20 protein-coding genes are annotated in these 24,673 nt (G+C 69.5%); 3 read left to right on the plus strand and 17 right to left on the minus strand.

The genetic code is table 11. The features are described from left to right. Positions 1-18: 18 nt before the first annotated feature. The gene (locus OG588_RS06440) at positions 19-789 is read left to right on the plus strand and encodes a transposase family protein (RefSeq protein WP_405946434.1); all 771 of its coding nucleotides are present in this window, start codon (positions 19-21) and stop codon (positions 787-789) included. Positions 790-869: 80 nt separating this feature from the next. Here the strand turns inward: OG588_RS06440 and OG588_RS06445 are convergent, their stop codons facing one another. From OG588_RS06445 to OG588_RS06475, 7 genes are all read right to left on the minus strand, one after another. Beyond that, the gene (locus OG588_RS06445; RefSeq protein WP_405946437.1) at positions 870-1,529 is read right to left on the minus strand and encodes a class I SAM-dependent methyltransferase; all 660 of its coding nucleotides are present in this window, start codon (positions 1,527-1,529) and stop codon (positions 870-872) included. 153 nt (positions 1,530-1,682) lie between these two features. Next, a complete protein-coding gene (locus OG588_RS06450) occupies positions 1,683-3,551 on the minus strand; it encodes an RICIN domain-containing protein (RefSeq protein ID WP_405946438.1) in 1,869 nt (622 codons plus the stop codon). A 54-nt stretch (positions 3,552-3,605) separates the two neighbouring features. Next, the gene (locus OG588_RS06455; protein WP_405946439.1) at positions 3,606-5,360 is read right to left on the minus strand and encodes an amylo-alpha-1,6-glucosidase; all 1,755 of its coding nucleotides are present in this window, start codon (positions 5,358-5,360) and stop codon (positions 3,606-3,608) included. An 85-nt stretch (positions 5,361-5,445) separates the two neighbouring features. Beyond that, positions 5,446-6,285 carry a carbohydrate ABC transporter permease gene (locus OG588_RS06460; protein ID WP_405946440.1) on the minus strand — a complete coding sequence of 280 codons (840 nt, stop codon included), beginning with the start codon at positions 6,283-6,285 and terminating at the stop codon, positions 5,446-5,448. After that, entirely contained in the window at positions 6,282-7,253 is a 972-nt protein-coding gene (locus OG588_RS06465; RefSeq protein WP_405946441.1) for a carbohydrate ABC transporter permease, read from the minus strand. Before OG588_RS06465 ends, OG588_RS06460 begins: the two co-directional genes overlap by 4 nt. A gap of 20 nt (positions 7,254-7,273) precedes the next feature. Then, the gene (locus OG588_RS06470) at positions 7,274-8,521 is read right to left on the minus strand and encodes an extracellular solute-binding protein (RefSeq protein ID WP_405946442.1); all 1,248 of its coding nucleotides are present in this window, start codon (positions 8,519-8,521) and stop codon (positions 7,274-7,276) included. Between the two features lie 132 nt (positions 8,522-8,653). Then, positions 8,654-9,685, minus strand: a complete 1,032-nt coding sequence (locus OG588_RS06475; RefSeq protein WP_405946443.1) for a LacI family DNA-binding transcriptional regulator — start codon at positions 9,683-9,685, stop codon at positions 8,654-8,656. A 298-nt stretch (positions 9,686-9,983) separates the two neighbouring features. On the opposite strand from OG588_RS06475, the gene OG588_RS06480 reads away from it, so the two are divergent. Beyond that, a complete protein-coding gene (locus tag OG588_RS06480) occupies positions 9,984-12,656 on the plus strand; it encodes a cellulosome protein (RefSeq protein WP_405946444.1) in 2,673 nt (890 codons plus the stop codon). Between the two features lie 74 nt (positions 12,657-12,730). Here OG588_RS06480 and OG588_RS06485 read toward each other — a convergent pair whose 3' ends face one another. After that, positions 12,731-13,573 (minus strand): dienelactone hydrolase family protein, encoded by an 843-nt coding sequence (locus OG588_RS06485; protein ID WP_405953062.1) that lies wholly within the window; start codon positions 13,571-13,573, stop codon positions 12,731-12,733. A gap of 49 nt (positions 13,574-13,622) precedes the next feature. Beyond that, positions 13,623-14,276 carry a Tat pathway signal sequence domain protein gene (locus OG588_RS06490; protein WP_405946445.1) on the minus strand — a complete coding sequence of 218 codons (654 nt, stop codon included), beginning with the start codon at positions 14,274-14,276 and terminating at the stop codon, positions 13,623-13,625. Positions 14,277-14,577: 301 nt separating this feature from the next. Between OG588_RS06490 and OG588_RS06495 the strand changes: the two genes are divergently transcribed. Further along, complete coding sequence (locus tag OG588_RS06495) at positions 14,578-15,279, plus strand: TetR/AcrR family transcriptional regulator (protein WP_405946446.1); 702 nt, start codon at positions 14,578-14,580, stop codon at positions 15,277-15,279. A 31-nt stretch (positions 15,280-15,310) separates the two neighbouring features. On the opposite strand, the gene OG588_RS06500 is transcribed toward OG588_RS06495, so the two are convergent. The 8 genes from OG588_RS06500 to OG588_RS06535 all read right to left on the minus strand — a co-directional run bounded on the left by OG588_RS06500 (position 15,311) and on the right by OG588_RS06535 (position 24,617). Next, a complete protein-coding gene (locus tag OG588_RS06500; RefSeq protein ID WP_405946447.1) occupies positions 15,311-16,087 on the minus strand; it encodes an endo alpha-1,4 polygalactosaminidase in 777 nt (258 codons plus the stop codon). Then, a complete protein-coding gene (locus tag OG588_RS06505) occupies positions 16,084-16,746 on the minus strand; it encodes a spherulation-specific family 4 protein (protein ID WP_405946448.1) in 663 nt (220 codons plus the stop codon). The genes OG588_RS06500 and OG588_RS06505 overlap by 4 nt, the downstream gene beginning before the upstream one ends. Then, the gene (locus OG588_RS06510) at positions 16,743-17,642 is read right to left on the minus strand and encodes an NAD-dependent epimerase/dehydratase family protein (protein WP_405946449.1); all 900 of its coding nucleotides are present in this window, start codon (positions 17,640-17,642) and stop codon (positions 16,743-16,745) included. The genes OG588_RS06505 and OG588_RS06510 overlap by 4 nt, the downstream gene beginning before the upstream one ends. A 7-nt stretch (positions 17,643-17,649) precedes the next feature. Further along, positions 17,650-18,363 carry an NDP-sugar synthase gene (locus OG588_RS06515; protein ID WP_405946450.1) on the minus strand — a complete coding sequence of 238 codons (714 nt, stop codon included), beginning with the start codon at positions 18,361-18,363 and terminating at the stop codon, positions 17,650-17,652. 52 nt (positions 18,364-18,415) lie between these two features. Next, the gene (locus tag OG588_RS06520; protein ID WP_405946451.1) at positions 18,416-19,417 is read right to left on the minus strand and encodes a GDP-mannose 4,6-dehydratase; all 1,002 of its coding nucleotides are present in this window, start codon (positions 19,415-19,417) and stop codon (positions 18,416-18,418) included. A 70-nt stretch (positions 19,418-19,487) separates the two neighbouring features. Then, positions 19,488-20,906 (minus strand): hypothetical protein, encoded by a 1,419-nt coding sequence (locus tag OG588_RS06525; RefSeq protein ID WP_405946452.1) that lies wholly within the window; start codon positions 20,904-20,906, stop codon positions 19,488-19,490. After that, entirely contained in the window at positions 20,903-22,405 is a 1,503-nt protein-coding gene (pelF, locus tag OG588_RS06530; RefSeq protein ID WP_405946453.1) for a GT4 family glycosyltransferase PelF, read from the minus strand. Before pelF ends, OG588_RS06525 begins: the two co-directional genes overlap by 4 nt. Positions 22,406-22,490: 85 nt before the next feature. Further along, on the minus strand, positions 22,491-24,617 hold the full coding sequence (locus OG588_RS06535) for a hypothetical protein (protein ID WP_405946454.1): 2,127 nt from the start codon (positions 24,615-24,617) through the stop codon (positions 22,491-22,493). Between the last annotated feature and the right edge of the window lie 56 nt (positions 24,618-24,673).

A 24,673-nucleotide genomic window follows, 5' to 3' on the forward strand; every position in this document is an offset into this window, starting at 1 on the left:
ACTGGGCATCTCCGGTGTATGGCAGGGGTGTTGAGGGCCGAACGGGTGTGGGTGGAGACATTCACCGGGCTGCAAGTGACGCAGTTCGCGCGTCTGTTGAAAGTGGTGCGGGAGCGGGGCGGTAACGGCACCCTGCGGGGCCGGCCATGGTCGCTGCCGCTGGCCGAGCGGGTGCTGGTGGTCGCGGTGTACTACCGCACCAATCTGACGATGCGGCAGCTGGGCCCGCTGTTCGGTGTCTCCTCCTCCACCGTGTGCCGGGTCATCCAACGACTGGGACCGCTGCTCGCGATCGAGCCCGTCTCCCGCCCGGCCGATGCCCCGGAACGCATGTGGATCGTGGACGGCACGCTGATCCCGCTCCGCGACCGGTCGGTGGCCGCATCCAGCCGCAACTACCGGTTCTCGGCGAACGTGCAGGTCGTCGTGGACGCGGACACGCGGCTGGTGATCGCGGCAGCACGACCGGTGCCGGGCACGACGGCGGACGCCCACGCCTGGCGTGCGTCCGGGCTGAGCCGACACTGTGAGGGCGTGACGGTGCTCGGCGACGGCGCCTACCTCAACTGCGCCATGGCGGTACCGCACCGCAAACGCCCCGGACGGGCTCTGCTCCCGGGCGAGGAGGACGACAACGCCGCCCACCGCAAGGTCCGCGCCCGCGTGGAACACGTCATCGGCCGCCTGAAGAACTACAAGATCCTCCGCGACTGCCGACAGCACGGCGACGGCCTCCATCACGCGGTCCAAGCCGTCGCCCACATGCACAACCTCGCCCACGCATCATGACCAGAAGACTGTGCTCACCCACTCTGGCCTGCCCGAACACGGCCTTGTGCAACACCCCTTAAGGGCTGTCCCGTAACCCCTCAGGCGGGCACCTCGGCCGAGACGAACAGAAAGTTAGGCAGGCGGACGTAACTGTCGATCGCCGGAGTAGCGGACTGTGCCGCTGCTGCTACGGCAGGGTCGAGCCCTGGTTCGGCGACCTCACGCAGGCGGCAGCCGAGGGAGGCGAGTTCGTTGAGGTATACCGAGAGTGGTCGGTGGAAATCAGATGCGGCGGGCCCGACGATCTCGTACTCCTCCAGGTACCGCTGTACTTGATATGCGTTGTGTTCCTGCCAGGTGCTCAGCAGTTGCTCGAAGGCGGGGTGAACCAGAGCGAAGACGAACAGGCCGCCCGGGCGCACCGTTTCCACGCAGGCGCGCATCGCCGGCTTCCAGTCGGGGATCGCCATCAGGACCATGCTGCACACCACCGCGTCGAAGGGGGCACCCAGGTCGGGCAGCCGTGTCAGATCTGCCTGGACGTAGGTGACTCCCTGCTTCAGCTCGGCTTCCCTCTCGCGGGCGAAGGAGCACATCACGTCCGTCGGTTCGACTCCTACCACCTGCGCTCCGCGCCCGGCGAGGATGCGGCTGAAATACCCGTTGCCGCAACCTGCGTCCAGCAGCCGCTGGCCACGGTGACGGGGGCGTCGCGACGGGACGCGGTTGTGGTCGTCATGGCCTATCACTATACACATGATGTATACGTTCAGTTTATAGTCGCCGAACCGGGGGCGGGTTCGACTCGAAGGAGGTGCCGTCGCGCGGTGTGGCGGATCAGGATCCGTTCCGCTCGAACGATGCGGAGAGGCAGGTGAATCGCCTCTCCGCATCGTCATTCGTGGCGGCGGTCAGTTCTTGCCGAGCAACCTCCAGATCTGGTTCTTCTTGGTGCTCAATACGCTCGCCGCGTCGCAGGTCCACTGGTGGATCAGCGCGCCGGCGGTGGTCGAGACGCCGGTGACGTCGACGCACTTGCCGCTGTGGACTGCGACGAGTTGGTAGTCGTGGCTGTTGCCGAGCGCGGTGACGGGGTTGAGGGTGAACTGCTGGTTGGTGGCGCCGTTGCAGGTGTACTGGATGACGGCGGCGCCGTCAGTGGTGGAGGCGCCCGAGACGTCCAGGCACTTGCCGCTCAGCTGGTTGACGACCGTATAGGTGTTGGTCGTGCCGCTCACCGGCTTGAGGTCGAGCATCTGCTGGTAGCCGCCCTCGCAGTAGTACTGCTGGTACTGCGTGCCATTGGCGGTGCTGACTCCGGTGTCGTCCAGGCACTGGCCGCTGTTCTGGCTGACGGCGACCGTGGAGACAGTGGTGTTGGACGGGGGCAGCAGGGTGACGGTGTAGCCGTCCTTGGCGTTCGTCCACGGCAGGCTCACCGAGGCAGCGTTGCCGCTGACCGTGAGGGTGGTGTCGGCGATGGTCTCAGGGCCGGTCACGGCGGCCCCGCTGTTGTACGGGATGCGCTGGACGACGGCGCGGACCTGACTGTTCGTCACGACGGACGTGGTGTTGAGCCCGGTCAGATTGACCGTGACAGTCCCGGTGTTGCCGCTGCTGCCGAGCAACACCTTGGCGTTGCCGGCCGAGTTGTCCTTGGTGGCCAGGCCGTCAGTACCCGTACCGGCGGTGAGCTTGACGATGTTGCCGGTCTGGGAACCGTAGTAGCGGTACATGAACCACTCGCCGAGCGGCAGGTACTGGCCCGCGCTGTTCTTGGTGAGCAGGTTGGCCTCGTTGTCGTGCAGGGCGGTACCAGAGGCCCAGTTGCCGCGCAGGCCGTCGGCACCGGCCCGCTCCAGGCGGCCGATGAACCAGGCGCCGCCGCCCGGGGACTGCATGGACAGGGTGGCGTACTCGTTGATCTGGTAGGCGCGGGTGTTGGTCAACCCGGCTGCCGCGAGGGTGGAGTTGGCGCGGCCGACATCGGTGGCGGGGTCACCGGGTTCGTCGTGCCAGCTGTAGATGTCGGGGGCGACGTTGTTCGCCTTGACGTAGGTCAGATACGTCGTCCACCAGCCGTTGGAGGAGTTGGGCTGGCCCGCGATGCTCGGCCCGACGATGAGCTGGGCCGGGAAGGCGGCGCGCACCTTGGCGTAGAAGCGCGACCACATCTGCAGGTACTGCGTCTGCGAGGCGCCCCAGAAGCCGCTGCCGTCGGGCTCGTTCCACAGGTCCCACTGGACCGTCATGTTGTTGGCCTTGACGTCACTGATGAGCTGGGCGACGAAGGCGTCGAACTGTGTCCAGTCGCCGTTGTCGCCGGGCCAGCCCTGGCTGGTGGTGCCGTCGGCGCCCCACAGGTCGTGCGGGAGGAGGACGAAGGTGCCGCCGAGGGCGGCGGTCCGCTTGTACTGGGCGAGAGTTGAGGCCCAGCGGGTCTGGTAGTCGGCGAGGCTGGTGGCGTAGCCGCCGGTGTTGAGCTGGGCGCCCCCGGCCCGCATGAAGTGCCACTTGATGTCGGTGAAGAAGTGGTCCTGCGGCAGTGACCCGTCCGGGGTCATCCCGTAGATCATCCCGGAGGCGTGGTAGGTGGGGGCGCCGCCGGCGGTGGAGAAGTCGACGGTGACGGAGGTGTCGGCGGCATGGGCCGTGGTCGCGGGGAGCGTGAGGGCCGCGAAGGAGGCGAGGATCGCCGCGGCAACGGCGGTCCTGCGGCCTCTCGGAGCGGCTGGTCTGCCGGTGCGTCCCGCTGGGGAACGGAATCGAGGTATGCGCATGTGCGGGTCTCCCGAAAGGGGTGCTTCCTGGGCGCGGCTCGCCCAGGGGGTCTGTCAGCCGACGGCCTCCGCGGCCTCGGCGCGCCTCAGCTCGTGGGCCTCGGCGAGGAGGAGGTAACTGCTGGCGGTCCAGGTGTAGGCGCGGTCGCGCAGGCCCACGCCGGTGAGGGCGTCGAAGTTCTCCGCGAAACCCGAGGTCTCGCACAGCGCCCGGAAACGGGAGCTGATCTCGTCCGCGAGACGGTCGTGGCCGGCGCGGCGCAGACCGTCCTCGATCAGGACGGTGGACGGGGCCCAGATCGGTCCGCGCCAGTAGCCGTCGCCCAAGTAGTGCGGTGAGGTGGCCAGTTCGGTGGCGAGGCCGTGCGCAGTGAGGTGGGCCTCGATGCGGTCGGCCAGCGCGTCACCGATGTGCTCGGGCAGGTGCTCGCCGAGCACGACGGGCATCAGGTCGAGCAGGCTGGAGCTGGTCCAGGTGGCCCCGCTGTGTGCCGAGCGGGCGACGAACCGGTCGCCGGTCCACAGCTCGTCGAACAGCGCCGCCTGCGTCGCGTCGGCCGTCCGGGTCCACCTGAGGGTTTCGTCCGGCAGCCCCAATTCCCCTGCCAGTAAGGCGAGTTCGCGCAGTTGGAGGATGAGGAAGGCGGCCAGGTCGGCGCTGACGATCACCCGCTCGGGGTCGAAGGTGGTGGCGTTGTCCCAGCCGCTGTCGTTGCCGTGCTGGTAGTGCGGGAGGGCGGCGCCGGGTGCGCGCCGCATGGTGAGCCAGAAGTCCGTCCAGCGGGCCAGCCGGTCGTAGATCTCGGTCAACTCGGCCTCGCCGAGCGGCTCTTGCAACCGTCTGCGCAGGTGGCGCAGCGCCCAGCCGTGGATGGGGGGCTTGACGAAGTTGTAGAGGATCTCCGAGTGGGTCACCGAGTCGGGGAGCGCGCCGGTCTCGTCCTGGTGGTCGAAGGGCAGCGAGAACTGGTCCAGGGCAAGCCCGGGTGAACCGGGCGCCAGGGCAAGGGCGTTGAAGCAGTGGTCCCAGCTCCACACCTTGTCCATCCAGTGCTTCGACATCAGCACCGCGGGCCGGGTGACGAAGCCGCGCGGCCGGACGGTCGCGGACCACAGCACGTAGGCGGCGAGTTCCGCAGCAGGGGTCCTGGATGAACGCCAGGGCGCGACGGTGTCGACGAAGGAGGAGAAGGCGCCGTGCGTGGCGTCCACGACCTGGCCGAAGGACGCCGCGGACGCGTACGGGCGGCGGGCGGTCTCGTACTCCTCGACCGCGACCTCCCAGGCCGCGCCGGCCTCGGCACCGATCGTGACACCTCGCTCGGCGCTGCCCAGGTTCTCTGTGCCGGACGTCTCCGTCACGGTCCCGGCCAGCACGGTGACGCGGTAGCGCCGACCCGTCTCGTACGAGGTGAACACATAGGCCCCGGTGCCGGGTTCGGGGTAGAAGTAGGTGCCACTGAACGGAGTCAGCGTGGCCGCCGCCGCGCCGATGTGGAGGCCCAGCCCGTCACCGCGCAGCCGTACGGTGTCCGGCGACTCGTAGGCGAGATCGATGCGGCCATCAACACCGGCCCAGCTGAGCAGGCTCGGTGTCGCGTGCGGCCCGGTGTGGGCGCGGTCGCCGGTGGTCGTGTCGAGCGGGACCAGACGCAGCACGGCGTGCATGCCGTTCTGGTGCGAGACGAGGTGCAGGTCTTCGGCGTACGTCTTCTCCGCCACCACGGGTGAGATGCCGAACCATGACCCGCTCGTGCTGAACGGGATGTCGTGGACGGAGAAGGCCGGGCCGGACGGGGCGGCGGTCATGCAGCGTGACTCGTTTCTGGAGCAGGGGTGATCGGCACGTGGGCAGGAGTGATCGGCACACGGACGAGCGGGAATCAGGGGGACGTCAGTCCTTGACGGCGCCCGCGGTGACGCCGGCGGCGACGTAGCGCTGGGCGAGGAGGAGGATCACCGTGGCGGGCAGCGAGGCCACGACGGCGGTGGCCATGATGGCGTTCCACTGTTGGTTGTTGTTGCCGATGTAGTGGTAGATGCCGAGGGTGATCGGCTCGTGTGCGCCGCCGTTGGCGAGGGTGCTGGCGAAGACGAAGTCGGACCAGGACCACAGGAACGCGAACAGCGACACCGTGACGACGGCATTGCGGCTCATCGGCAGCACGATCGACCAGAAGGTGCGCACGGGCCCGGCGCCGTCCGTCTTCGCGGCCTGGAGGAGCTCGCCGGGGATGCCGGACATGAACGCGGTGAAGATCAGCACGGCGAATGGCACCGCCAGCGTGGAGTCGGCGACGATCAGGCCGGGCACCGACTGGAGCAGGCCGAGGCTGAGGTAGATGGCGTAGAAGCCCATCGCCATGATGATGCCGGGGATCATCTGGGCGACCAGGAAGAGGAAGCTAAGGACGCCGCCGCCGCGCGGGCGGAGTTTGGCGAGTGCGTAGCCCGCGGGCGCTGCCAGTGCCACGGTGAGGACCACGGTGCCCAGGCCGATGACGAGGCTGGTGCCGAGGTAGGGCAACTGCTGGTCCAGGACGGCTCGGTAGCCCTCCAGGGTGCCGTGCAGGGGGATCAGGTCCGGTGGGCTCTTGCGCATGTCCTGGTCGCGGGTGAAGGACACGTTGAGCATCCAGTAGACCGGGAAGAGCATCACCGCGGTGAACAGGACGCCGATGGCCGTCTGCCACCACGTGCGGTTGGTGCGTCGGTTGATGACAGTGCCGCTCATGACAGTGCCTGCTTCCGCTGGACCCGGACGTAGACCAGGCCGAACACCAGGGCGGCGACCACCAGCAGGTTCCCTACGGCCGCTCCCGGGCCGAAGGCCGGCAACAGGTTGCCGAAGCCGAGTTGATAGGACCAGGTGGCGAAGGTGGTGGAGGAGTCGGCCGGGCCGCCCTTGGTCATGATCCAGATGATGTCGAAGACCTTGAGTGTGTAGACGAGACCGAGGAGAAGGGTGATCGCGGACACCGGGCGCAGCAGCGGGAAGGTGATGCGCCAGAACCGCTGCCAGGCGTTCGCGCCGTCCAGGGCGGCCGCTTCGTAGAGGCTCGTGGGGATGGACTGGAGGCCGCTGTGCAGGACCACCAGGTTGAACGGGACGCCGATCCAGATGTTCGCGATGATCACCGAGGCGAGCGACCAGCCCGGTGCGGTCAGCCAGTTGACCGGTCCGATGCCGACGGCGTGCAGTACGGCGTTGACGACACCGGAGTCGCTGTTGAGCATCCACGACCAGGTGGACGCCGACACGATCAGCGGCAGCAGCCACGGTACGAGGAAGAGGGCCCGCAGGGTCGCGGAGAGCCGGAAGCGCTGGTTGAAGAAGACCGCGAGGGCCAGGCCGATGGCGTACTGGAAGACCAGACACACGGTGGTGAAGACCACGGTGTGGAGCAGGGCCGGGGCGAAGGTCGGATCGTCCAGGACCGTGCGGTAGTTGGCGAAGCCTGTGAAGGGTGCGTCGCCCTGGACGAAGGACCGGACCGTGTAGTTGCGCAGGCTCAGGTCGATGTTGCGGTAGAGCGGATAGGCGTAGAAGAGGACGAGGTAGAGGGTCACCGGGGTCAGGAAGCCCCAGGCGGCCCACTGCTGGGAGGTGGGGCGACGCCGTGCCCGGGGCGGTGCGGTGGAGGCCGCACCGCTGTGGTGGCGCACGGGCCGCCGTTGTGGCACTTGGGTCATGTGACTCATCAACTGGCCCTGGTCTCTGGTTATTTGACGGCCGACTGAGCGGCGGACAGCGCGTCCTTCGGCGACTTCGAACCGCTCAGCGCGGACTGGACCGCCTTCCACAACTGCTCCGAGATCTTCGGGTACTTGGTGCCCAGGTCGTCGCTGGTACGCCCCTTGGCCGCCTTGACCGCGTCGACCCAGGGCTTCAACTCGGCGTTCGCGGCGACCTGTTTGTCCTGGACCTCGGTGGTGGGAGCGACGTAGGACAGTGTGGTGTCGGTGTTGAGGAGGTTGTCGGTGCTGGTCAGGCAGGTCACGATCTTCTGTGATGTCGCATAGCGGTCGGTCTTGCCCTGGACCGGGATGGTGACGAACTCGCCGCCGGTCGGGGCCGCCGCGTTGCCGCCGTCGGCGGCCGGGACGGGGACGACCCCGTACTCGAAGCCGGCCTTCTTGGCGTTGGCGAGCTGCCAGGTGCCGTTCTCGCTGAACGCGTAGTCGCCGGTCGCGAACTCCTGCCAGCTGGTGGTCTGGGTGTTGTTGAGGACCGAGTTGGGGGCGTAGCCGTCTTTCAGCCAGTCCTTCCACAGCGTCAGCGCGGAGACGGCCTTGTCCGAGTCGAGAGCGGTCAGTTGGGCGCCCGATCCCCAGTACCAGGGCAGGAACTGGAAGGTACCCTCCTCCGTGCCGATCGCGGAGAACGTGATGCCCTTCTTGCCGGCCCTCTTGACCTTCGCGAGCGCGGAGGTCAGCGACGCCCAGTCCTTGACCGTGGCTATGTCCACCCCGGCCTGCTTCAGCACCGCCTTGTTGTAGTAGAGGGCGAGAGTGTTGGCGCCGATCGGCATGCCGTAGGTCTTGCCGCCCGCCTGTCCGGCGGCGAGAAGGTTGGGGTTGACCTTCGAGGTGTCCAGCTTGTTGTCCTCGGTGGTGGTGAGGACGCCGGCCTCGGCCAGGGTCGAGACCACCGGGTTGTCGACGATGAGGACGTCCGCGGAGTTGTCCTGCTGGGCGGCCAGCAGTGCCTTGTTCGCCAGGTCGCTGGTGTCGAACGCGGTCCGCTTGATCTTCACCCCGGCCTTGGTGCCGCAGCTGTCGAGCAGCTTCGCCCACGCGGAGGTCTTGTCGAACTGCGGGTACGGGTCCCAGATCGTGTAGGTCCCGCTGTCCGCGGCCTTGGTGCCGGTGCTGCCCGAACCAGAGGAACAGGCGGTGGCGGTGCCCGCGACGGCGAGGACCGTCACGGTCGCGGCGGTGAGGCGGAGTCGTCTGAGGGAGCTGTGCATTGCGCGTTCCTTCGTTTTTGGCACGGGTGTGCCGAGGCGGGTGACGAGGGGGAAGCGGGCATGCCGAACAGCCACGGTGAGGGGGGAGTACGCCCGTGAAGCGTGATCAGAAAGTGGTGTCGGGGGTCGTGGTCAGCGCGCTTCGGTGGACGGCGTACCGGTGCCGGGCCCCGTGCTGGCACGGAGCGAGATCGGCGGTGCGAGCAGGTGGTGCCGGGGCGGCGCGTCGGGCTGGTCGATCCGCTCGACGAGGAGATCGACGGCGTGTCGGCCCATCTCCTCCGCCGGTACGTCCGCCGCGGTGAGCTGCGGGGTCACCGTCTCAGCCCACCTGGCTGCCACGACTCCGGCGACGGAGAAGTCGCGCGGTACATGACGGCCGGCCTGGGCCAGTCCGCGGTACAGGCCGCCGAGCGCGGCCTCGTTGAGGGTGACCAAGGCCGTCGTGGCCGGGTCGTCGTGCAGGATCTGTTCCAGACACGCCTGGCCGGACGCGGCGTCGTCCCCGCAGCAGTACGTCCGGACGGTGAGCCCGCGCTCGGCCGCGGCCTTGGTGAAGCCGTCCAACCCGCGGTGGGCGGACTCGTAGCCGGCCCGCAGGAGTTGCTCGGGCCGGTTGACGAAGGCGACCCTGCGGTGACCGAGGTCCGCGAGGTGGTGGACGCACGCCGCCGCCAGCGCGGTGTGGTCCAGGCCGACCCACCAGGTGCCCTCGGGGTGCGCGGTCCGGCCGATGGCGACGGAGGGGAAGTCGAGGGCGGCCAGGTGATCGACCCGGTCGTCCTCCAGTCTGATCTCCATCAGGATCGCGCCGTCGACCCGCCGCTCCCCCAGCATCCGCTGGAACGAGCGGTCGCTGTCGACACCGCTGGGAGACAGCAGTACGTCGTAGTCCTGGGCGGCGGCCGCCTCCACCACGCTGCCGATGAAGTCGAGTTGCATACCGGTGTAGTGGTTGCCGGCCGGCGGGAAGACCAGGCCGATCGTGTTGGTCCGGCCGTTGGCCAGTGCGCGGGCGCTGGCGTTGGGCCGGTAGCCCAGCTCGTCGATGACGCGCTGGATCTTCCGGCGGGTCTCCTCCGACACCGGGCGCTTACCGCTCAGCGCGACGGACACGGTGCTCCGCGAGACACCGGCCCGCCGGGCGATCTCACCGATGTTCACGGGCACTCCTAGGTCGAACCGGTTCGATGTTGCCAGAGCGCGACCACCGGTCATCGAACCGGTTCGCGTGAAGTGAAGGTAGGAACAACCCCGGGGGCTGTCAACACCTCTCACCGCATCTTCTCGTAACTCCCCTGGAACCCAGGGTGAGCTGACAGAACTCCCGCGTCAGAGGTATTGCCGCCGGATTTCCGCGGTGCTAGCTTCCCGGGCCAGCACTATCGAACCGGTTCGACAACACTCGTCCGGTGTCCGCACCCGCATGGAAACCACGGAGACCACAGTGCGACGAAGACGAATGAGAACGTCGAGAGCCGGCGCCGCGGTGGCGGCCATCCTCGCCACCCTGCTCGCCGCCCCTTCCGTCGGCACCGCTCACGCGGCGGACGCGGAACGGCTCGTCATCGACACGGCCGCCGACACCGGCGCCTTCCATGGCGGTGCCGCCGGCTCCCTGTACGGGATCTACGGCGATGGGGCACCCAGCCGCAACCTCATCGAGGGCATGCACCTGCAGACCGTGTCCACCAAAGCGCAGGACGGCCCCCAGCACCCCGGGGCGGACGCCCTGGAGGTCCTGCCGCCGCTCGTCGACTCGGGCGGCAAGGACGTCTACATCTACATGACCGACATCTACCGCGGGTTCCCGTACCAGTGGCCGGGCACGACCGGCCCCGAGCGACTCGCGGACTTCAAGGCGAAGATCAAGAAGCAGGTCGACCAGGTCAGGACGATGGGCGACTACAAGGACCACGTCGTCTACGTCCCCTTCAACGAGCCCGAGGGGAACATGTTCGGCTCGGGCTCGTGGAGCTACAACAACGTCTCCTGGCTCAACGACCCGCAGTACTTCTTCGCGGCCTGGAAAGAGGTCTACCACCTCATCAAGGACGAGGACCCGGACGCCAGGATCGCGGGCCCGAACACCTCGGTCCTCTACGACCAGGTCAAGGGCTTCCTGCGGTACGCCAAGGCCAACGACGTCGTCCCGGACGTGATGACCTGGCACGAACTGTCCTCGCCCGCCGCGGTCCGCACGAACGTGACCAAGTACCGGCAGTGGGAGAAGGACGCGGGGATCGGCCCCCTGCCGATCAACGTCAACGAGTACGGCCACAACTACCACCTCTCCGTGCCCGGCCAGGTCGTCCAGTGGGTCTCCGCCATCGAGGAGTCCAAGATCGACGCGGACCTGGCCTACTGGAACATCGACGGCAACCTCAACGATTCGGCCGTCGACGCCAACCGGGGCAACGGCCAGTGGTGGCTGTTCAACGCCTACGGCCAGATGTCCGGCCACACTGTGCAGGTGACCGCCCCGCACGCCAACCAGCAGTACACCCTCCAGGGTGTGGCGACGGTCGACCCGAAGAAGAAGCAGTCCCGGGTGCTGTTCGGCGGCAAGAGCGGTGACGCCGATGTCGTCTTCCAGAACATCGACCCCAAGCTGTTCGGCACGAGGGTGCACGCCACCGTGCAGGAGATCCCGTGGACCGGGCAGGTCGGCGACTCGGCGCAGCCGCTGCGGCTCGCGGACCAGGAGGTCGCCGTCGGCGAGGACGGCTCGGTGACCCTGCCGATGACCGGCATGAACGAGATGTCCGCCTACCAGGTCATCCTCTCTCCCGGCGGCCACGGCGGGAAGTCGGCTCAACCTTCGGTCAGTTGGCGTGGGACGTACGAGGCGGAGGACGCCACCTACACCGGCAAGGGTTACTCCAAGAACGGGCCCGAGGGCACACCCTCGAACGTGGGCGGGTTCGCGACCTCCGGCACCTACAACGTGGGCGGTCTGCGTACCGGTTCCGACGGTGTGCTGGGCTTCGACGTCGACGTCCCGAAGGACGGCCCGTACGACCTCAGTGTCTTCGCCAACTCCTACAACCTGTACGGCCTGGTGCAGGAACAGGGCCCCACGAACGTCTTCCTTCGCGTCGACGGCACGGACCCGAAGGAACTGCTCCTGCCGCTCGGCTACAAGTGGGTGGTCTGGGGACACACGGACACCACCGTGCAGCTGACCGCCGGCCGGCACCGGATCACGCTGGCGGCGCAGGACGCGGACCTGGGCGTCACCAAGGGCGACGCGATCATCGACAAGATCGACCTGGCGCTGCGCGACAAGAACGTGACCAGCCCCGCGATCTACGAGGCCGAGTACGCCACTCTCGCCGGGACTCGACCGCAGTACACGTACCGGGGCGCCTCGGGACCGGGCGCCGTACCACTGTCCAAGGGCGCGTCCGCGAGCTTCTGGGTCTACTCCCCCACCGACAGTGAAGCGACCCTCTCGGTCGACCAACTAGGCGGTGGCCGGGCGGAGTTGTCCCTCAACGGCGAGAAGCTGGGTGTTGCCAGGGCAGGCCACGGGAAGAAGGGCACCGACGTGGTGCGGGCGTTCCTGTCCGGTGGCATCAACAAGGTCACCGTGACCGGCGCCTCCCATGGAGTCGTACTGGACCGGCTCCGGGTCGCACCTGCCGCCAACTCATCGGCAACGAAGGTGTACCAGGCCGAGGACGGCACGCCGAGCGGGGCCGCCAAGGTCACCGACACGTACACGTTCGCCGACGGCGGCAAGGCGGTCACCGGCATCGGAGACGGCAAGGCGAACGCCCTCACCGTCGACGTCTTCGCCAAGCGGGCCGGGAGGCACGCGGTGACCATCCGCTACTCCAACGCCGAGCAGGCACCGGCCACGCACTACAACCCCGACCCGATCACCCGCCATGCCGACCTCTCGGTCAACGGCGGACCGGCGAAGCGGGTGCTGTTCCCGACCACCTTCCACTTCAACGCCTTCCGCGAGCTGACCGTCCCGGTGACGCTGAAGAAGGGAACCAATCAACTCACCTTCACAGCCGAAGAGTTGCCCGACTTCGACGGCGACACCTACAACCCGTACGACCAACGGTCCCCGTACGCACCGGTGATCGACCAGATCGCGGTCACCCCTCTGTCGGAGAGGTAGTCGCTGGAGACATGGGGGCGCGGCAGGCACGGGTGGCCGTCAGGGCCCGTACCTGCCGCGCTCTCCGGGGAGGCCTACATCGGGCAGGTGTTCTGGAAGGCAACGGTGTTGGCGTCGTTGGGAGTTGGGCAGATGAACTGGTCGTAGCGGGTGTCGTTGTCGACGAAGCGTTTGAGCCAGACGATGCTGTACTCGGCGACCGTGGTGTTCGGGCTGGCGAAGGTGAAGTGGTCGGCGTTCCTGAGCTCGATGAACGCCTTGTCGTGGTCGTTCGTCAGGGCGTTGTAGGCGGGCAGGGTGAAGGTGTCGACCGGGGCGACGGTGTCCCCGTCGGCGCCGAAGATCATGGTGGGCACGGTGATCTGGTCGCCGACGTTGACGACGTCCCAGGGCGCCAGCGCGATGGCCGCCTTGAGCGACGGGGAGCTCGCCGCGCTCTCCAGCGTGCCGCCGCCGCCCATCGACCAGCCCATCACGGCCGTCCGGGTGGGGTCGATCTCGTTCTTCACCGCGCTCTTGGTCGTCAAGTAGCTGAGCGCGGCGAGCTGTTGGTTGCTGCGGTCGGTCGGGAAGTCCCACAGCGCGTTGCTGTCCAGGGTCATCACCACGAAGCCCTGGGAGGCGAGCCGGGGCCCGTACCAGGCGATCTCCGCCTGCGGGGCGACGAAGCCCGGCATGATGACGACGGCGCCGAAGGTCCCCTGGCTGGTGTCGGTGGGGAAATAGATGGTGCCGTTGTTGAAGCCCGAGCCACTGCCCGAGGGGACGACGACCGAGGCGACGGTGAACGGGCCGGTCTCGGCGGTGACGCTGGCCTGGGTCGGGGCCGGGCCGCGCTGGTAGGGGTTGCCGGCGGCGGCCTGGGCGGGGGCGATGAAGGCGAGGGCGATCGAGGCGACGATCGCGAGGATCGCCATGAGCGCTCGGGGGCGGAGCAGTTTCACGGGAGTCCTCCCGGACGGGCTGTCAGTTGACGTAGATGGCGGGGGCGCCGCTGACACTGCTGTCGACCACGGGGGCGTAGGTCGCCGTGAAGTAGCCGTTGCCCGCGCACAGCACCGAGCCGGAGAACTTGGTGAACGCCTGGTTGGTGAAGGCCAGGCTGGTGGCGCTGTTGGAACTCACCGCGGAGAGGCTGGGCGCCCGGTAGACGCAGGTGATGGAGCCCAGCAGGGTGGAGAGCACCACCGTGGTCTGGATCGTGCTGCCCGAGGCCGGGGTCACGGTGACGGTGCCGTCGGAGGAGGCGGCGGTGCTGTAGGGCAGGTTGTTGACGGTGATGCTCCGCACCCCGGTGACGCCGAGGACGTTGCTCGTGCAGCCGCTGAATGTCTGGACGGTCGCGGACTCGGTGGCGGTGCCCGGGGCGGCGGGGTTGTCCGTCACCGTGGCGGAGAGCGTCGAACCGGTGCAGGTGATGCCGGATGTGCCGCCGCTGCTGGTGGCGAGGGTGGCATTGGTGCCGCTTGCCAGCGAGGCGGTGAGTACGTCGCCGACGGAGACGGCGTTGCCGGCGGCACTGCCGTAGGTGAGCACGGCGCTGTCCGCCGCGGCAGTGGTGGCGGGGAGGAAGGCCAGGGCCGCCAGGGCGGCGAGGACGGAAACGGTGTATCTGCGCATGCGGGGTCCTCAGACATGGAAGTGGGTGGCGAGGACGGGTCGCTGCCCCCGGCTCGGGGGTGAAGGCTGCGACCCGCGCAGGGCGGTTCCCCGACTGCGGGAACCACCGGACCGGTGCGCGTCCCCGACCTGACGTCGGGAGCGCGAGGGCACTTGTTGGCGGCCTTGCGGGTACGTGACACTGACGGCTCCGACGGCGTCCCGCCGCAGGTCCGCGCAAGAAGAAAACCTGTGAGAGTTGTAAACCTGACGGGTATTCAAGTCAATACAATGCGCGGAAGTTCGCGAGGAAGGACGTGGAATGGCGACAGGCCCGTCGGTGCCGCCCGCGCTCGTGCTGCCCGGTACCCGCATGGCACGCGACCCGGAGCGCTCGCTGCGGCGAGGGCCCCGCCGCACCTCCCCCGAGGTGGTCGCCGCCAACCAGCGCGACCGGCTGCTCGACGGCTTCGTGCGCACCGTCGCCCAGGTCGGCTACGCACACACCCGGGTCAGCGACATCTGCCAGGCCGCGGGCGTCACCAGGCCGGTCTTCTACGACCTCTTCAAGGGCAAGGAGGACGCCTTCCTCGCCGCCCACCGGTACGGCACGACCATGGTCATCGGCGCCATGGAGGAGGCCCACGCCAAGGCCCCGGACTGGCCGAGCGCGGTGCGTGCCGGGCTCGGCGCGCTGCTCGGCATACTCGCCGACGCGCCCGCGTTCGCGGTCATGGCCATCGTGGAGATCGACGCGGTCGGCCCCGCCGGATGGGAGGCACGCGAGGCGCTCCTGACCCGCTTCCGGGACTTCTTCACCGACCTGCCGAAGACAGAACTCCCCATCCCCACCGAGGAGTTGATCGACACGGTGGTCGGCGGGGTGTACTCCGCGATCTACCGCCGGATCGCCGCCGACCGGACCGCCGAGCTGCCCGGCCTGCTGCCCGGCCTGACCTACTCCGTGCTGGCCCCGTTCCTCGGTCCGGAACGCGCCGCCGCCCGCCTGACCCCGGACGCCTGATCCGAGGAACCTGTTCGCTTTCGCACCCGCTTCAGCACGGCTTGCGCCACACCCCGAGTTCCAGTTTCTTCTGCATCGACGACAGTTTCAGCCGCCGCGACTCGGCGCAGAAACGGCCCGTCGGCACGGCGTACTCGACATGGAACACCGCCTTGTCGGCCGCGATGAACGGGGTGAGTTCCGCGCACTCCTCGTACTGGGCGCACTCCTCGTTGACCGCGAAGTCGAAGTCGGGCAGGAGCTGGTGGATCTGCGGGAGGTCGTTCTTCAGGCCTACGGACAGGCCGCGTTCGTGCGCGATCGACGCGATCATCCGGTTGTAGCGGAGCTGGTCGGCGGCGGTGAGCGGGAAACCGGTGTCGTTGTTGTAGCCCTCCACCAGGTCCGGTTCCACCGCGTCGAAGCCCTTGTCGCGGCACATGTCGAACCGCCGTTCCATAATCGGCCGCAGTACGGACAACTCGCGGATGTCCAGCCAGCGTTCGCCCGCCCAGCCGTTCTCCTCGCCGAGCACCGACCGGGGGAAGTCGGCCTTGTCGGGCCGGAAGTTCTCCCACGCGCCGACGTTGACGTAACAGATGACCTTGCGGCCGTCGCGGTGCAGCCGGGCCACGTCCGCCGCCGCGTTCTCGAAGCCGTCGATGTCGTAGACGGGCACGTCCACCGACGGGTCCACCCTGCTGTCGAGCTGCCACTGCCAGGCCAGCCCGGGTTGGGGCTGCCAGCGGCTCCCTTCCGACTCCGTGCCGGAACAGCCCGCCAGTGCCAGGGTCAGCGCCAACAGGATCACTCGTGCCGTGTACTTCATCGATCCGTTCCGGTCAGTGCGGGCGTCAACTCGGCCCAGGGGTTGGGTAGTTCGCCGGTCACGGGTCCGCTGACCCCGGCGCCCCGCTCACGCGCGGTGCGCACCGCGAGCGGCACCAGCACCTCGGGGACGCCGTAGACGAGATGGCACAGTCGCTCGGGCGGCAGGCGCATGGCCCATGACGGGCGGCTGAACACCGAGACATACGTCGACCAGTGGCCCTCAAAGGTGACGGTCAGGTCGGCCAAGCGGGCGTAGCCACGCGCCGGATACATCCCGGGGTTGAGGACCACCGTCCCCGCGCCCAGTTTGCGCAGCGTTCGCACCAGCCGCCGGCAGCGGGGCAGCGCGTGCCGCGTCGTGGTCACCCGGTCGAGGAAGCAGCCGTCGACCCCGTACCACTCCTGGTGCCGGCGCAGGTCCACCGCGACCTCGGCCTGTGCGCGCAGCCCGTAGTCGGTGTCGACGTAGCCGAGCAGCCGCGCGCCTGCCCCCCTGAGCGCCCCGGCCGCCGCGGTGAACGCGGGGTCGGGGCGCTCGCCGGGCCCGTTCGCGGGGTTGAGGATCACGCCGTAGGTGCGCCCGGCCGCCTGGATCAACCGGTGCCAGGCGCCCGGGTCTTCGGCGGGGTGCACATACAGCGGAACGAGCAGGCTCACGGTGAGCCGTCGGCTTTCCACAGCGAGGCGAGCGCCTCGTCGAGGGCGTGGAGGGGGCGCCAGCCCAGGGCCTCCTCCGCGGCGCCGATCGCGGAACACTGCCACGACACCTCGCCCGAGCGGATCGAGCCTCCGCCCTCCGCGTTCTCTTCCATTCGGCCCCGGAAACCGGCCAACTCCGCGAGGCCGTGCACAAGTTCGCGCACCGGGACGACCCGGCCGGAGCCGATGTTCAGCACCGGTAACAGCGGTTTGGAGGCGGTGACCGCGAATTCGACCGCCCACGCCACATCGCGTACGTCCACGAAGTCGCGGTGGGCGGAGAGGTCACCGAGCCGCAGCACCGTGTCGGGGCCGCGGCCGGCCTGCCGCAGCAGCGCGGTGATACGGCCCGGCAGCCCGACGGTCGGCGCTCCGGGGCCCACCGGATTACCCACCCGCAGCACCACCGAGTCAAGCCCGGACGAGGTGACTACGAGCGTGCCCGCCAGTTTGGTCGCCCCGTACGGGCCGACCGGGCGGGTCGCGGCGGACTCCGTCACCGGGTTGCCCGGCTCACCCGGCCCGTACTCGGCGGCCGAGCCCAGGTGCACCAGCCGGGCCGCCGGGGCCCCCTCCCGCAGCGCGGCGCAAAGTACCGCCGGGCCACGGGTGTTGAGCTCGGCGAGGGTCACCGCGTCGCCGCCGGTCGCGCCCACGCAGTTGACCACCGCGTCGGGCGCGACCGAGGCCAGGGTCTTGGCCAGCTCCTCCGGACGGACGGAGGCGAGGTCGACCTCGTGGTCCGCGTCGGGAGAGCGGCCGGCCCGGAGGACCTGCGCACCCCGCAGGGTGCGCAGCCGTTCGGCGACATGGGCTCCGAGGTAGCCAGTGGAACCCAGGACAAGGATGCGCATGGGGTGCTCAGGCCCCCTTGAGGAGATGGGACTTGCGGGAGGTGAACTCGGCGTTGGCCCGGTCGTAGTCGTCGGGTCGGCCGATGTCGAGCCAGTAGCCCCCGAAGTCGTAGGCGTGCGGCTGGTTCTGATCCCGTATCAGGTCCAGGACCAGCTCGTCGAAGCCCAGTGGCAGCCCAGGCGTGTAGCCGTCCAAGGTGTCGCGGGAGACGCCGTAGACGCCCATGGAGACGCGGTAGTCGATGCTCGGCTTCTCGGTGAAGGCGGTCACCCTCGACAGGTCGGTGGTCAGCACCCCGAAGTCGATGTGCACCTTGCGGGCATACGTGGCGATGGTCAGCGGTGCCCCGGACTCCTCGTGCGTGTGCAGCATGTCCGCGTAGTCGAGGTCGGTCAGGACGTCGCCGTTCATCACGAGGAACGTCTCCGGCAGCTTCTCGCGCAAGGTGAGCAGCGGGCCCAGGGTGCCCAACGGGCTTTCCTCGGTGGCGTAGTCGATGTCCATGCCCCAGGCGGAGCCGGAGCCGACGTAGGCGCGGATGATCTCGCCCAAGTGGCCGATGGCGATGGTGACATGGGTGAAGCCGGCCGTTGCCAACTGGCGCAGCACGATCTCCAGGATGGCGTGCTGGTCGCCGATGGGGACGAGCGGCTTGGGCAGCGCCGTGGTGTACGGCCGCAGCCGGACACCCTTGCCTCCCGCCAGGATCACCGCATGCATGGGACTCCTCCTTCGTGAGATTGGTGGGGTTCGTGAGGGCGGTGCCGACGGGTCAGATGTTGTAGATGCCGGTCTTGTACCGGGCGAGGTTGGCCGGGTCGCGGAAGAACTCCACGGTGTGCGCAAGCCCTTCCTCCAGGGTGTGCGCGGGCTGCCAGCCGGTCGCGGCGGTGAGCCGGCTCGCGTCCGCGACCAGCCGCATCACCTCGGAGTTGGCGGGTCTGATGCGCGCGGTGTCCTCGCGCATGTCGAGGGCGGTGTCCATCACCTTGCCGATCAGCGCGACCAGGTCACCGACCGAGATCTCCTCGCCGGCACCGGAGTTGAAGGTGCGGCCCACCACCTGCTCGGCGGGTGCGGTGCCGACGGCCAGGAACGCCTGCGCGGTGTCCTTGACGTAGGTGAAGTCCCGGGTGGGGCGCAGGTCGCCGAGGGTGATCGTCCGTTCCCCGGCGGCCACTTGGCCGATGACGGTCGGGATGACGGCCCGCATCGACTGGCGCGGCCCGAAGGTGTTGAAGGGCCGCAGTGTCACCACGGGCGTCGCGAAGCTCGCGTGGTAACTGTCGGCCAGCCGGTCACCGCCCGCCTTCGAAGCGGCGTACGGGGACTGGGTGTTGATGGGGTGGTACTCGGTGATCGGCACCGTCTGGGCGGTGCCGTAGGTCTCGCTGGTGGACGTGTGCACCAGCCGGGGCGTGCCCAACGCGCGCACGGCTTCCAGCACGTTGAGGGTGCCGGTGACGTTGGTGTCCACGTAACTGTGCGGCGCCTGGTAGGAGTACGGGATCGCGATCAGCGCGGCCAAGTGGTAGGCGGTGTCGGCGCCTTCGAGGAGACCGCGGACCGAGCCGGGGTCGCGGACATCGCCGAGGACGATCTCCACCTGGTCGAGGACGTCCGGGTGCAGGGTCTCCAACCAGCCGTAGGAGGAGAAGGAGTTGTACTGGGCCATGGCTCGTACCCGGTGCCCGGAGGCGACCAGCGCCTCGGTGAGATGGGAGCCGATGAACCCCTCGGCTCCGGTGACGGCGGCGAGTGGTGCGGAGGTCAACTCTGTTGTCCTTCCGATGAGTTGATGTGTGTGGGGGGGTGGAACGGCGAACGGGTGTGGCGCGGGCCGCCTACGCGTGGGGCGCGGGACGGCCGAGCAGCCACAGCACGGACACCGACAGACACAGCGCGGCGGCTGCGCTGCACAGGGTGAGCGCGGCGACCGGGCCCGGCGACAGGTCGAAGAGCGTCACCGCCCCGGCGCCTCCCGCCGCGGTGAGAGAGACGAGCGCCGACAACCAGGCCGCCCCGAACGCCTGGAGCAGCAGGGCGGTCCACAGGGCTGCCCCGAGCGCGAGCAGCGCGACCGGTCCGACGCCGGTGAGCAGGGCCGCCGGCCACAGCGGCAGCAGATAGCCGAGCAGACAGAGCGTCAGGTTGTCGGCCGTGCGCAGCAGGAACCCGCCCGGTGTCGTGGCGGCGCGCAGTGCGGCCACCGACAGACCGCGGTAGCGGTACAGCAGCCACTCCGCGGGCCCCATGCTGACGGTCAGCACGATCACCGCGTACGGCTCCTGGCGCGCCTCCAGCAGCACCAGCACCGCGGCCGCCAGCCCGAACAGGCCGTACGGCAGGGAGGACAGCACGCGCGGCCGGGCCGCGCCGGGCACGGCGGGCGCTGCGAGGGGTTCCCTGAGTGCCCAGACGGTCACGAAGAACGTGGCCACCACGGCCAGCGTCGGCAGTTCGGCCCTCGCGAGGTCGCCCGGCTCCCACCAGGGCAGTACGGCGGCCCCGGCGATCAGCGGGGAGAGTGCGGCCAGCAGCAGCCGCTCGCGGGCCAGCACCAGGAGCACCCCGGCCGCCGCCAGATACGTCGACTGCGCTGCCGCGGCGAGGAGCAGCGGCCCGCTGTGGGCGAGCGGTGCGGCCGCCGCGGTGGCCACCAGTGCTCCGAGGGGCGCACCGGCCATGAGGGTACGGGCGCCTTCCCGCCGCCCGGTCGCCATCCGTAGGTGGGCGCGGTGCCCGAGCGCCTGGCCCCAGGCCCAGGAGATCAGCCCCGCCACGATCAGCGCGGAGGCGTGCCCCCTCGCGTTCCACAGCGGTGCGGTGAGCAGGTACGCGAGGCCCGGCAGGGCGAACAGCACCCCCCGCAGCAGACAGCGCACGGTGTCCGGACGCCATGGGTCGTCCGTCGGGGCCGGTTCCGGGAAGGTCCGCGGCACCTGCTCGTACAGCGCGGCGGCGAGCGAGAACAGGCTGGGATGGCCGTACCGTTCCCTGACCATCGGCGCCGTCAGGCCCTCCGCCTCCAGGAGAGCGGCCACTTCGTACGGGTGGACGGCGGGTCCGATCCGGTCGGCGAGTTCGGCGGCGAGCCAGCTGACCGCCTCCTGGTCGGGGCCGTGCCAGGGCAGTCGGATGGTGAGTGTGGAGTCGTCGACGGCCCAGCGCGGCCGGCGGCGTGGCGGATGGATGTCCGAGAGCCGCAGCATCAGCGTGTCCTGCTGGGAACCGCCCGGTTCCAGGGACATCGGCCCGCTCATCCGGCGACCGCGACGAGGTGTTCCGCCGGGACCGGTATGCGCTCGGACTCCCTTTGCAGCGTGGGCAGTTCGCGATAGATGGCGCGGAAGGTGTCGATGGTGTGGCGCAGCGTGAACCGGTCGATCACCCGTAGCCGCGCCGCCTCGCCCATCGCCCGGCGGCGCTCCGGGTCGCCCAGGAGTTCCAGCGCCGCCGCGGCCATCGAGGCGGGGTCGCGCGGTGGCACCACGAATCCGGTGTCGCCGACCGCCTCCCGCACTCCGCCCACATCGGTGGAGATGGTCGCCCGCCCGCAGGACATGGCCTCGATCAGGGTGAACGGGAAGCCCTCGCTGATGCTGGACAGCATCACGACATTGCCGGCCGCGTAGGCGTCCTGGATGTCGTCGACACGGCCCTCGAAGGTGACGGCGTCGGCGTGCCCGAGCGTGGCGGCCAGCGCCTCGCAGCGCTCCCGGTACGCCTCGCCGCCGCGCGGCGTGCCACCGAACAACCGCAGCCGGGCGTAAGGGAGTTGGGCCCGCACCAACGCGAAGGCGCGGATGAGGGTCTCCAGGTCCTTGATCGGGTCGACCCGGCCGGCCCAGCTGAGGGTGAACCCCTGCGGCTCGGGGCCGGCGGGGGGAAAGGCCGTGGGGTCCACGCCGTTGTAGACCGTACGGATCGACTCCGGTGCCGCGCCGCCCTGCTCCTCCCACACCCGGTTGTACCGGTTGCCGGGGGTGATCAGCGCGGCCCGCCGGTAGCTCTCCTGCGCCAGCAGCCGGAAGAAGCCGAGCAGGACCGCCTTCACCGGCCAGCGATAGGGCGCGATGCGGTAACCCAGATAGCGCTCGCGCAGATAGACGCCGTGCTCCGTCAGCAGCAGGGGCACACCGTGCTGGTCGAGTGCCGCGAGGCCCGGCAGGGTGGCGAGACCTCCGCTGACCGCGTGCGTGACACCGGTGCGCGGGAGCGGTACGGCCAGCGGGCGCAGGGCGTGTTCCAGGAGGGAGGTCGCGGTGAGCGCGTCGTGCAGGCTCGGGACGGCCTCGCGCACGGCGAGTCCCGGCCGGTTCCACACCGAGGTGAGGATCGCGATCGCCTTGTCTCCGCGCAGGAAGGCGCTGAGTGTCCGGCCCGTCGCCGCCCGGGCCAGCGCGTAGAGGGCGTGCGGGAAGCGGGCCTCGGCGCGCGGGTCGAGCAGGGCGGTGAGGAACTCCTCGTAGGCGTCGCCCAGTTGGGCGCGGGCGCTCCACCGGGGCTCGCGGCCCGCGGGCGGGTCGCCCCACATGGGCACGGACAGGACCCGCGAGACATGCGGGGGCAGCTCCCAGACGAGCGGTTCGCGTCCGGTGCCGGTGACGGCGATGACGTCGAAGTCGATCTCGGGCATGCCCTGGACGAGTTGGTCGCACCAGACGCTCACGCCACCGTGGCTGTGCGGGTAGGTGCCTTCGGTGAGCAGGGTGACGCGTACCCCGCTGCTGGGGCGTCGCGCGTCGTAGGGAACGTACATCGATGGGCTCCACGGCCGAGGTGTGGGGGTGGTTCCCGCCCGGTGCGCCCCGGGGGGCGGCGCACCGGGCGGTCCTGTACGCGGTTCAGTTGGCCGCGGTGTCCGCGACCTGCTCGGTGACGTCCGCGGGGACGCGGGTGGCCGGGGCGGGCTTCGTCGCCGTGAGACTCCCGGAGGAGGTGACGGCGGCCGTGGCCGTGGCGGAGGCCGGGAGAGTGAGGGTGACCGGGAGGCCGTTGGAGATGTTCCAGCCGGAGAGCCTGCCCGCGTACGCCGTGCCGACGGTGACGCCGCCCGCAGTGGTCCCGACCGGCGCGGAGCCGTTGACCGCGAGCCCGAACGGCGCCTGGATGGTGACCGCGTTGCCGATGCGGTAGGCGGTCACCTGGCCGGCCCTGAGTGCGGTCTGCCAGGCGATCCTGCGCTGGAGTTCGATGCCGATGTCCTCCATCCGCAGGTTCACCAAGGGGGTGTTGTCCGCGAACAGGGCCCGGTAGCCGTCGACGACACCGTTGAGGACCGGGTAGGCGAGGCGGTCCTCGGTGAGGTTCGACTGGTGGATGAAGTGCGGCTTGGGGTCGCCCGAGAGCACGTGCCCGAGCACGGCGCGGGTCTCCAGCGGCACGATGTAACTGGTGTACCCGGTGGCCGTGTTGAGGGGTGCCGGCAGGCAGGTGCTGGTGGCCGGGTTGTCCTCGCAGATGCCGCTGCCGCCCTGGGCGCGCTTGGTGTAGATCCAGTTGTACTCGTCGACCTGCTCGGCGGCGCGGCCCGCGTTGTAGAAGACGTTGACGGGGTAGCGCGGGACGGTGAGGGCGGGGCCGAGCTGACGCTGGGCGGGCTCACGGGAGTTGTCCGAGCCGAGCGAGGTGATGCCGTTCAGGCTGAGGGCGAGGGCCAGGTTGGGGTTGTCGACCGGCTGCTGCGGCAGCACCTTCATGCCGGAGTGCTCGCCGGTGACCAACTCCTTGGTGTTCAGCGGCAGTCCGTTGGTCTGGCCCCAGGCGCGGTTGGTGGCGATCTCGTTGGAGATGTCGGCCGTGCTGACCCACTTGATGGCGGTGCCCACGGTGTCGCACTTCCACGGCACCACGGTGATGTTCTGCACACAGCCCAGGAAGGCGTGGGTGTAGGTGTGGTTGATCCAGCGGAACTGGGTCTTCTTGGCGAGGAGCGCATCGGCCAGTGGGTCCGCGCCGTTGTTGTCGGCGCGCTGGTCGACGGTGCCGACCGCGTTGTAGGCCAGGTCCAGGGTGAGGCCCTGCCGGGTCTCCCAGTCGGTGGCGTAGGTGACATCCGCGGGGGCCATGCGGATCGGGTCGGGGGTGGCGTTCGGGTCGGTGCAGTCGACGTCGCCGGGCGTGCAGTTGAGGGTGCTGTTCCAGCGGTCGTCGGACGCGAACACGTCGTCCACGTGCACGGCGAAGTAGTTGCGGGTGGAGCCGAGATGGACCCCTCCGGTCATCCATTCCACGATGCCGCGGGCCAGCAGCCGGAACTGCTGCTGGTACTGGTTGTAGACGAAGGTGACGACCAGTTCGCGCCGTCCGTCGTGCCGGTACTCCCCCACAAGCGAACCCCGCGTCGACTTCCCGGGGATCGGGGCGTCCACGTACGGCGTGAAGTCGGCGCCCGCCGCGGGGGTCGACAGGTAGGCGTAACTCTCGTTCACCGCCGGGTCGTTGTTCTCGAAGGGGACCGGGCCGTCGAGGTAGCCGAAGGCGCTCGCCTTGCCGGCGGTGGTCACCGTGGCCTGTACGCCGTCGACGGTGCCGGAGTAGCCGCCCTGGGCGGCGTCCTGCAGTCCGGCAGCCGGGCGGGCGTAGGTGTACGCGTCGACCTGGGGGATCGCGTACGTCTGCTCGTAGGCCGCGAGCGCCGCCATCTCGGCCGAACCGGCCGCGAACGGGTTGTCGTTGGGCAGGACGACGGACTGGAACTTGGCGCGCGGTACGCCGAGCACGGTGTCCGCGAGGAAGGCCGCGTTGATGGTCGGCCGGCCGGCCGCGGTGAGGTCTATCTCGGTGTAGGGCGTGCCGGCGGTGTCGAGTTCCGCCGTGATGGCGTCGATCGCCGGTCCTCCGTCACTCACCACGAGAACCCGCAGGTCCACTCGGGGTACAGGGGCGGCGTGCGCCGTACCGACGGGGAGGCCGAGCGCGGCGATGAGCGCGCCCGCCGTCAGTGCGGCAGTGCGTGTGGTCCGCTTCATGCGGTGAAGTTCCCTCTCCGGGCATGGGGGGTGAGTACGGCTCTCGGGGAGCGGGC

The organism is Streptomyces prunicolor, from assembly GCF_045162825.1.
Classification (GTDB): Bacteria; Actinomycetota; Actinomycetes; order Streptomycetales; family Streptomycetaceae; genus Streptomyces; species Streptomyces prunicolor.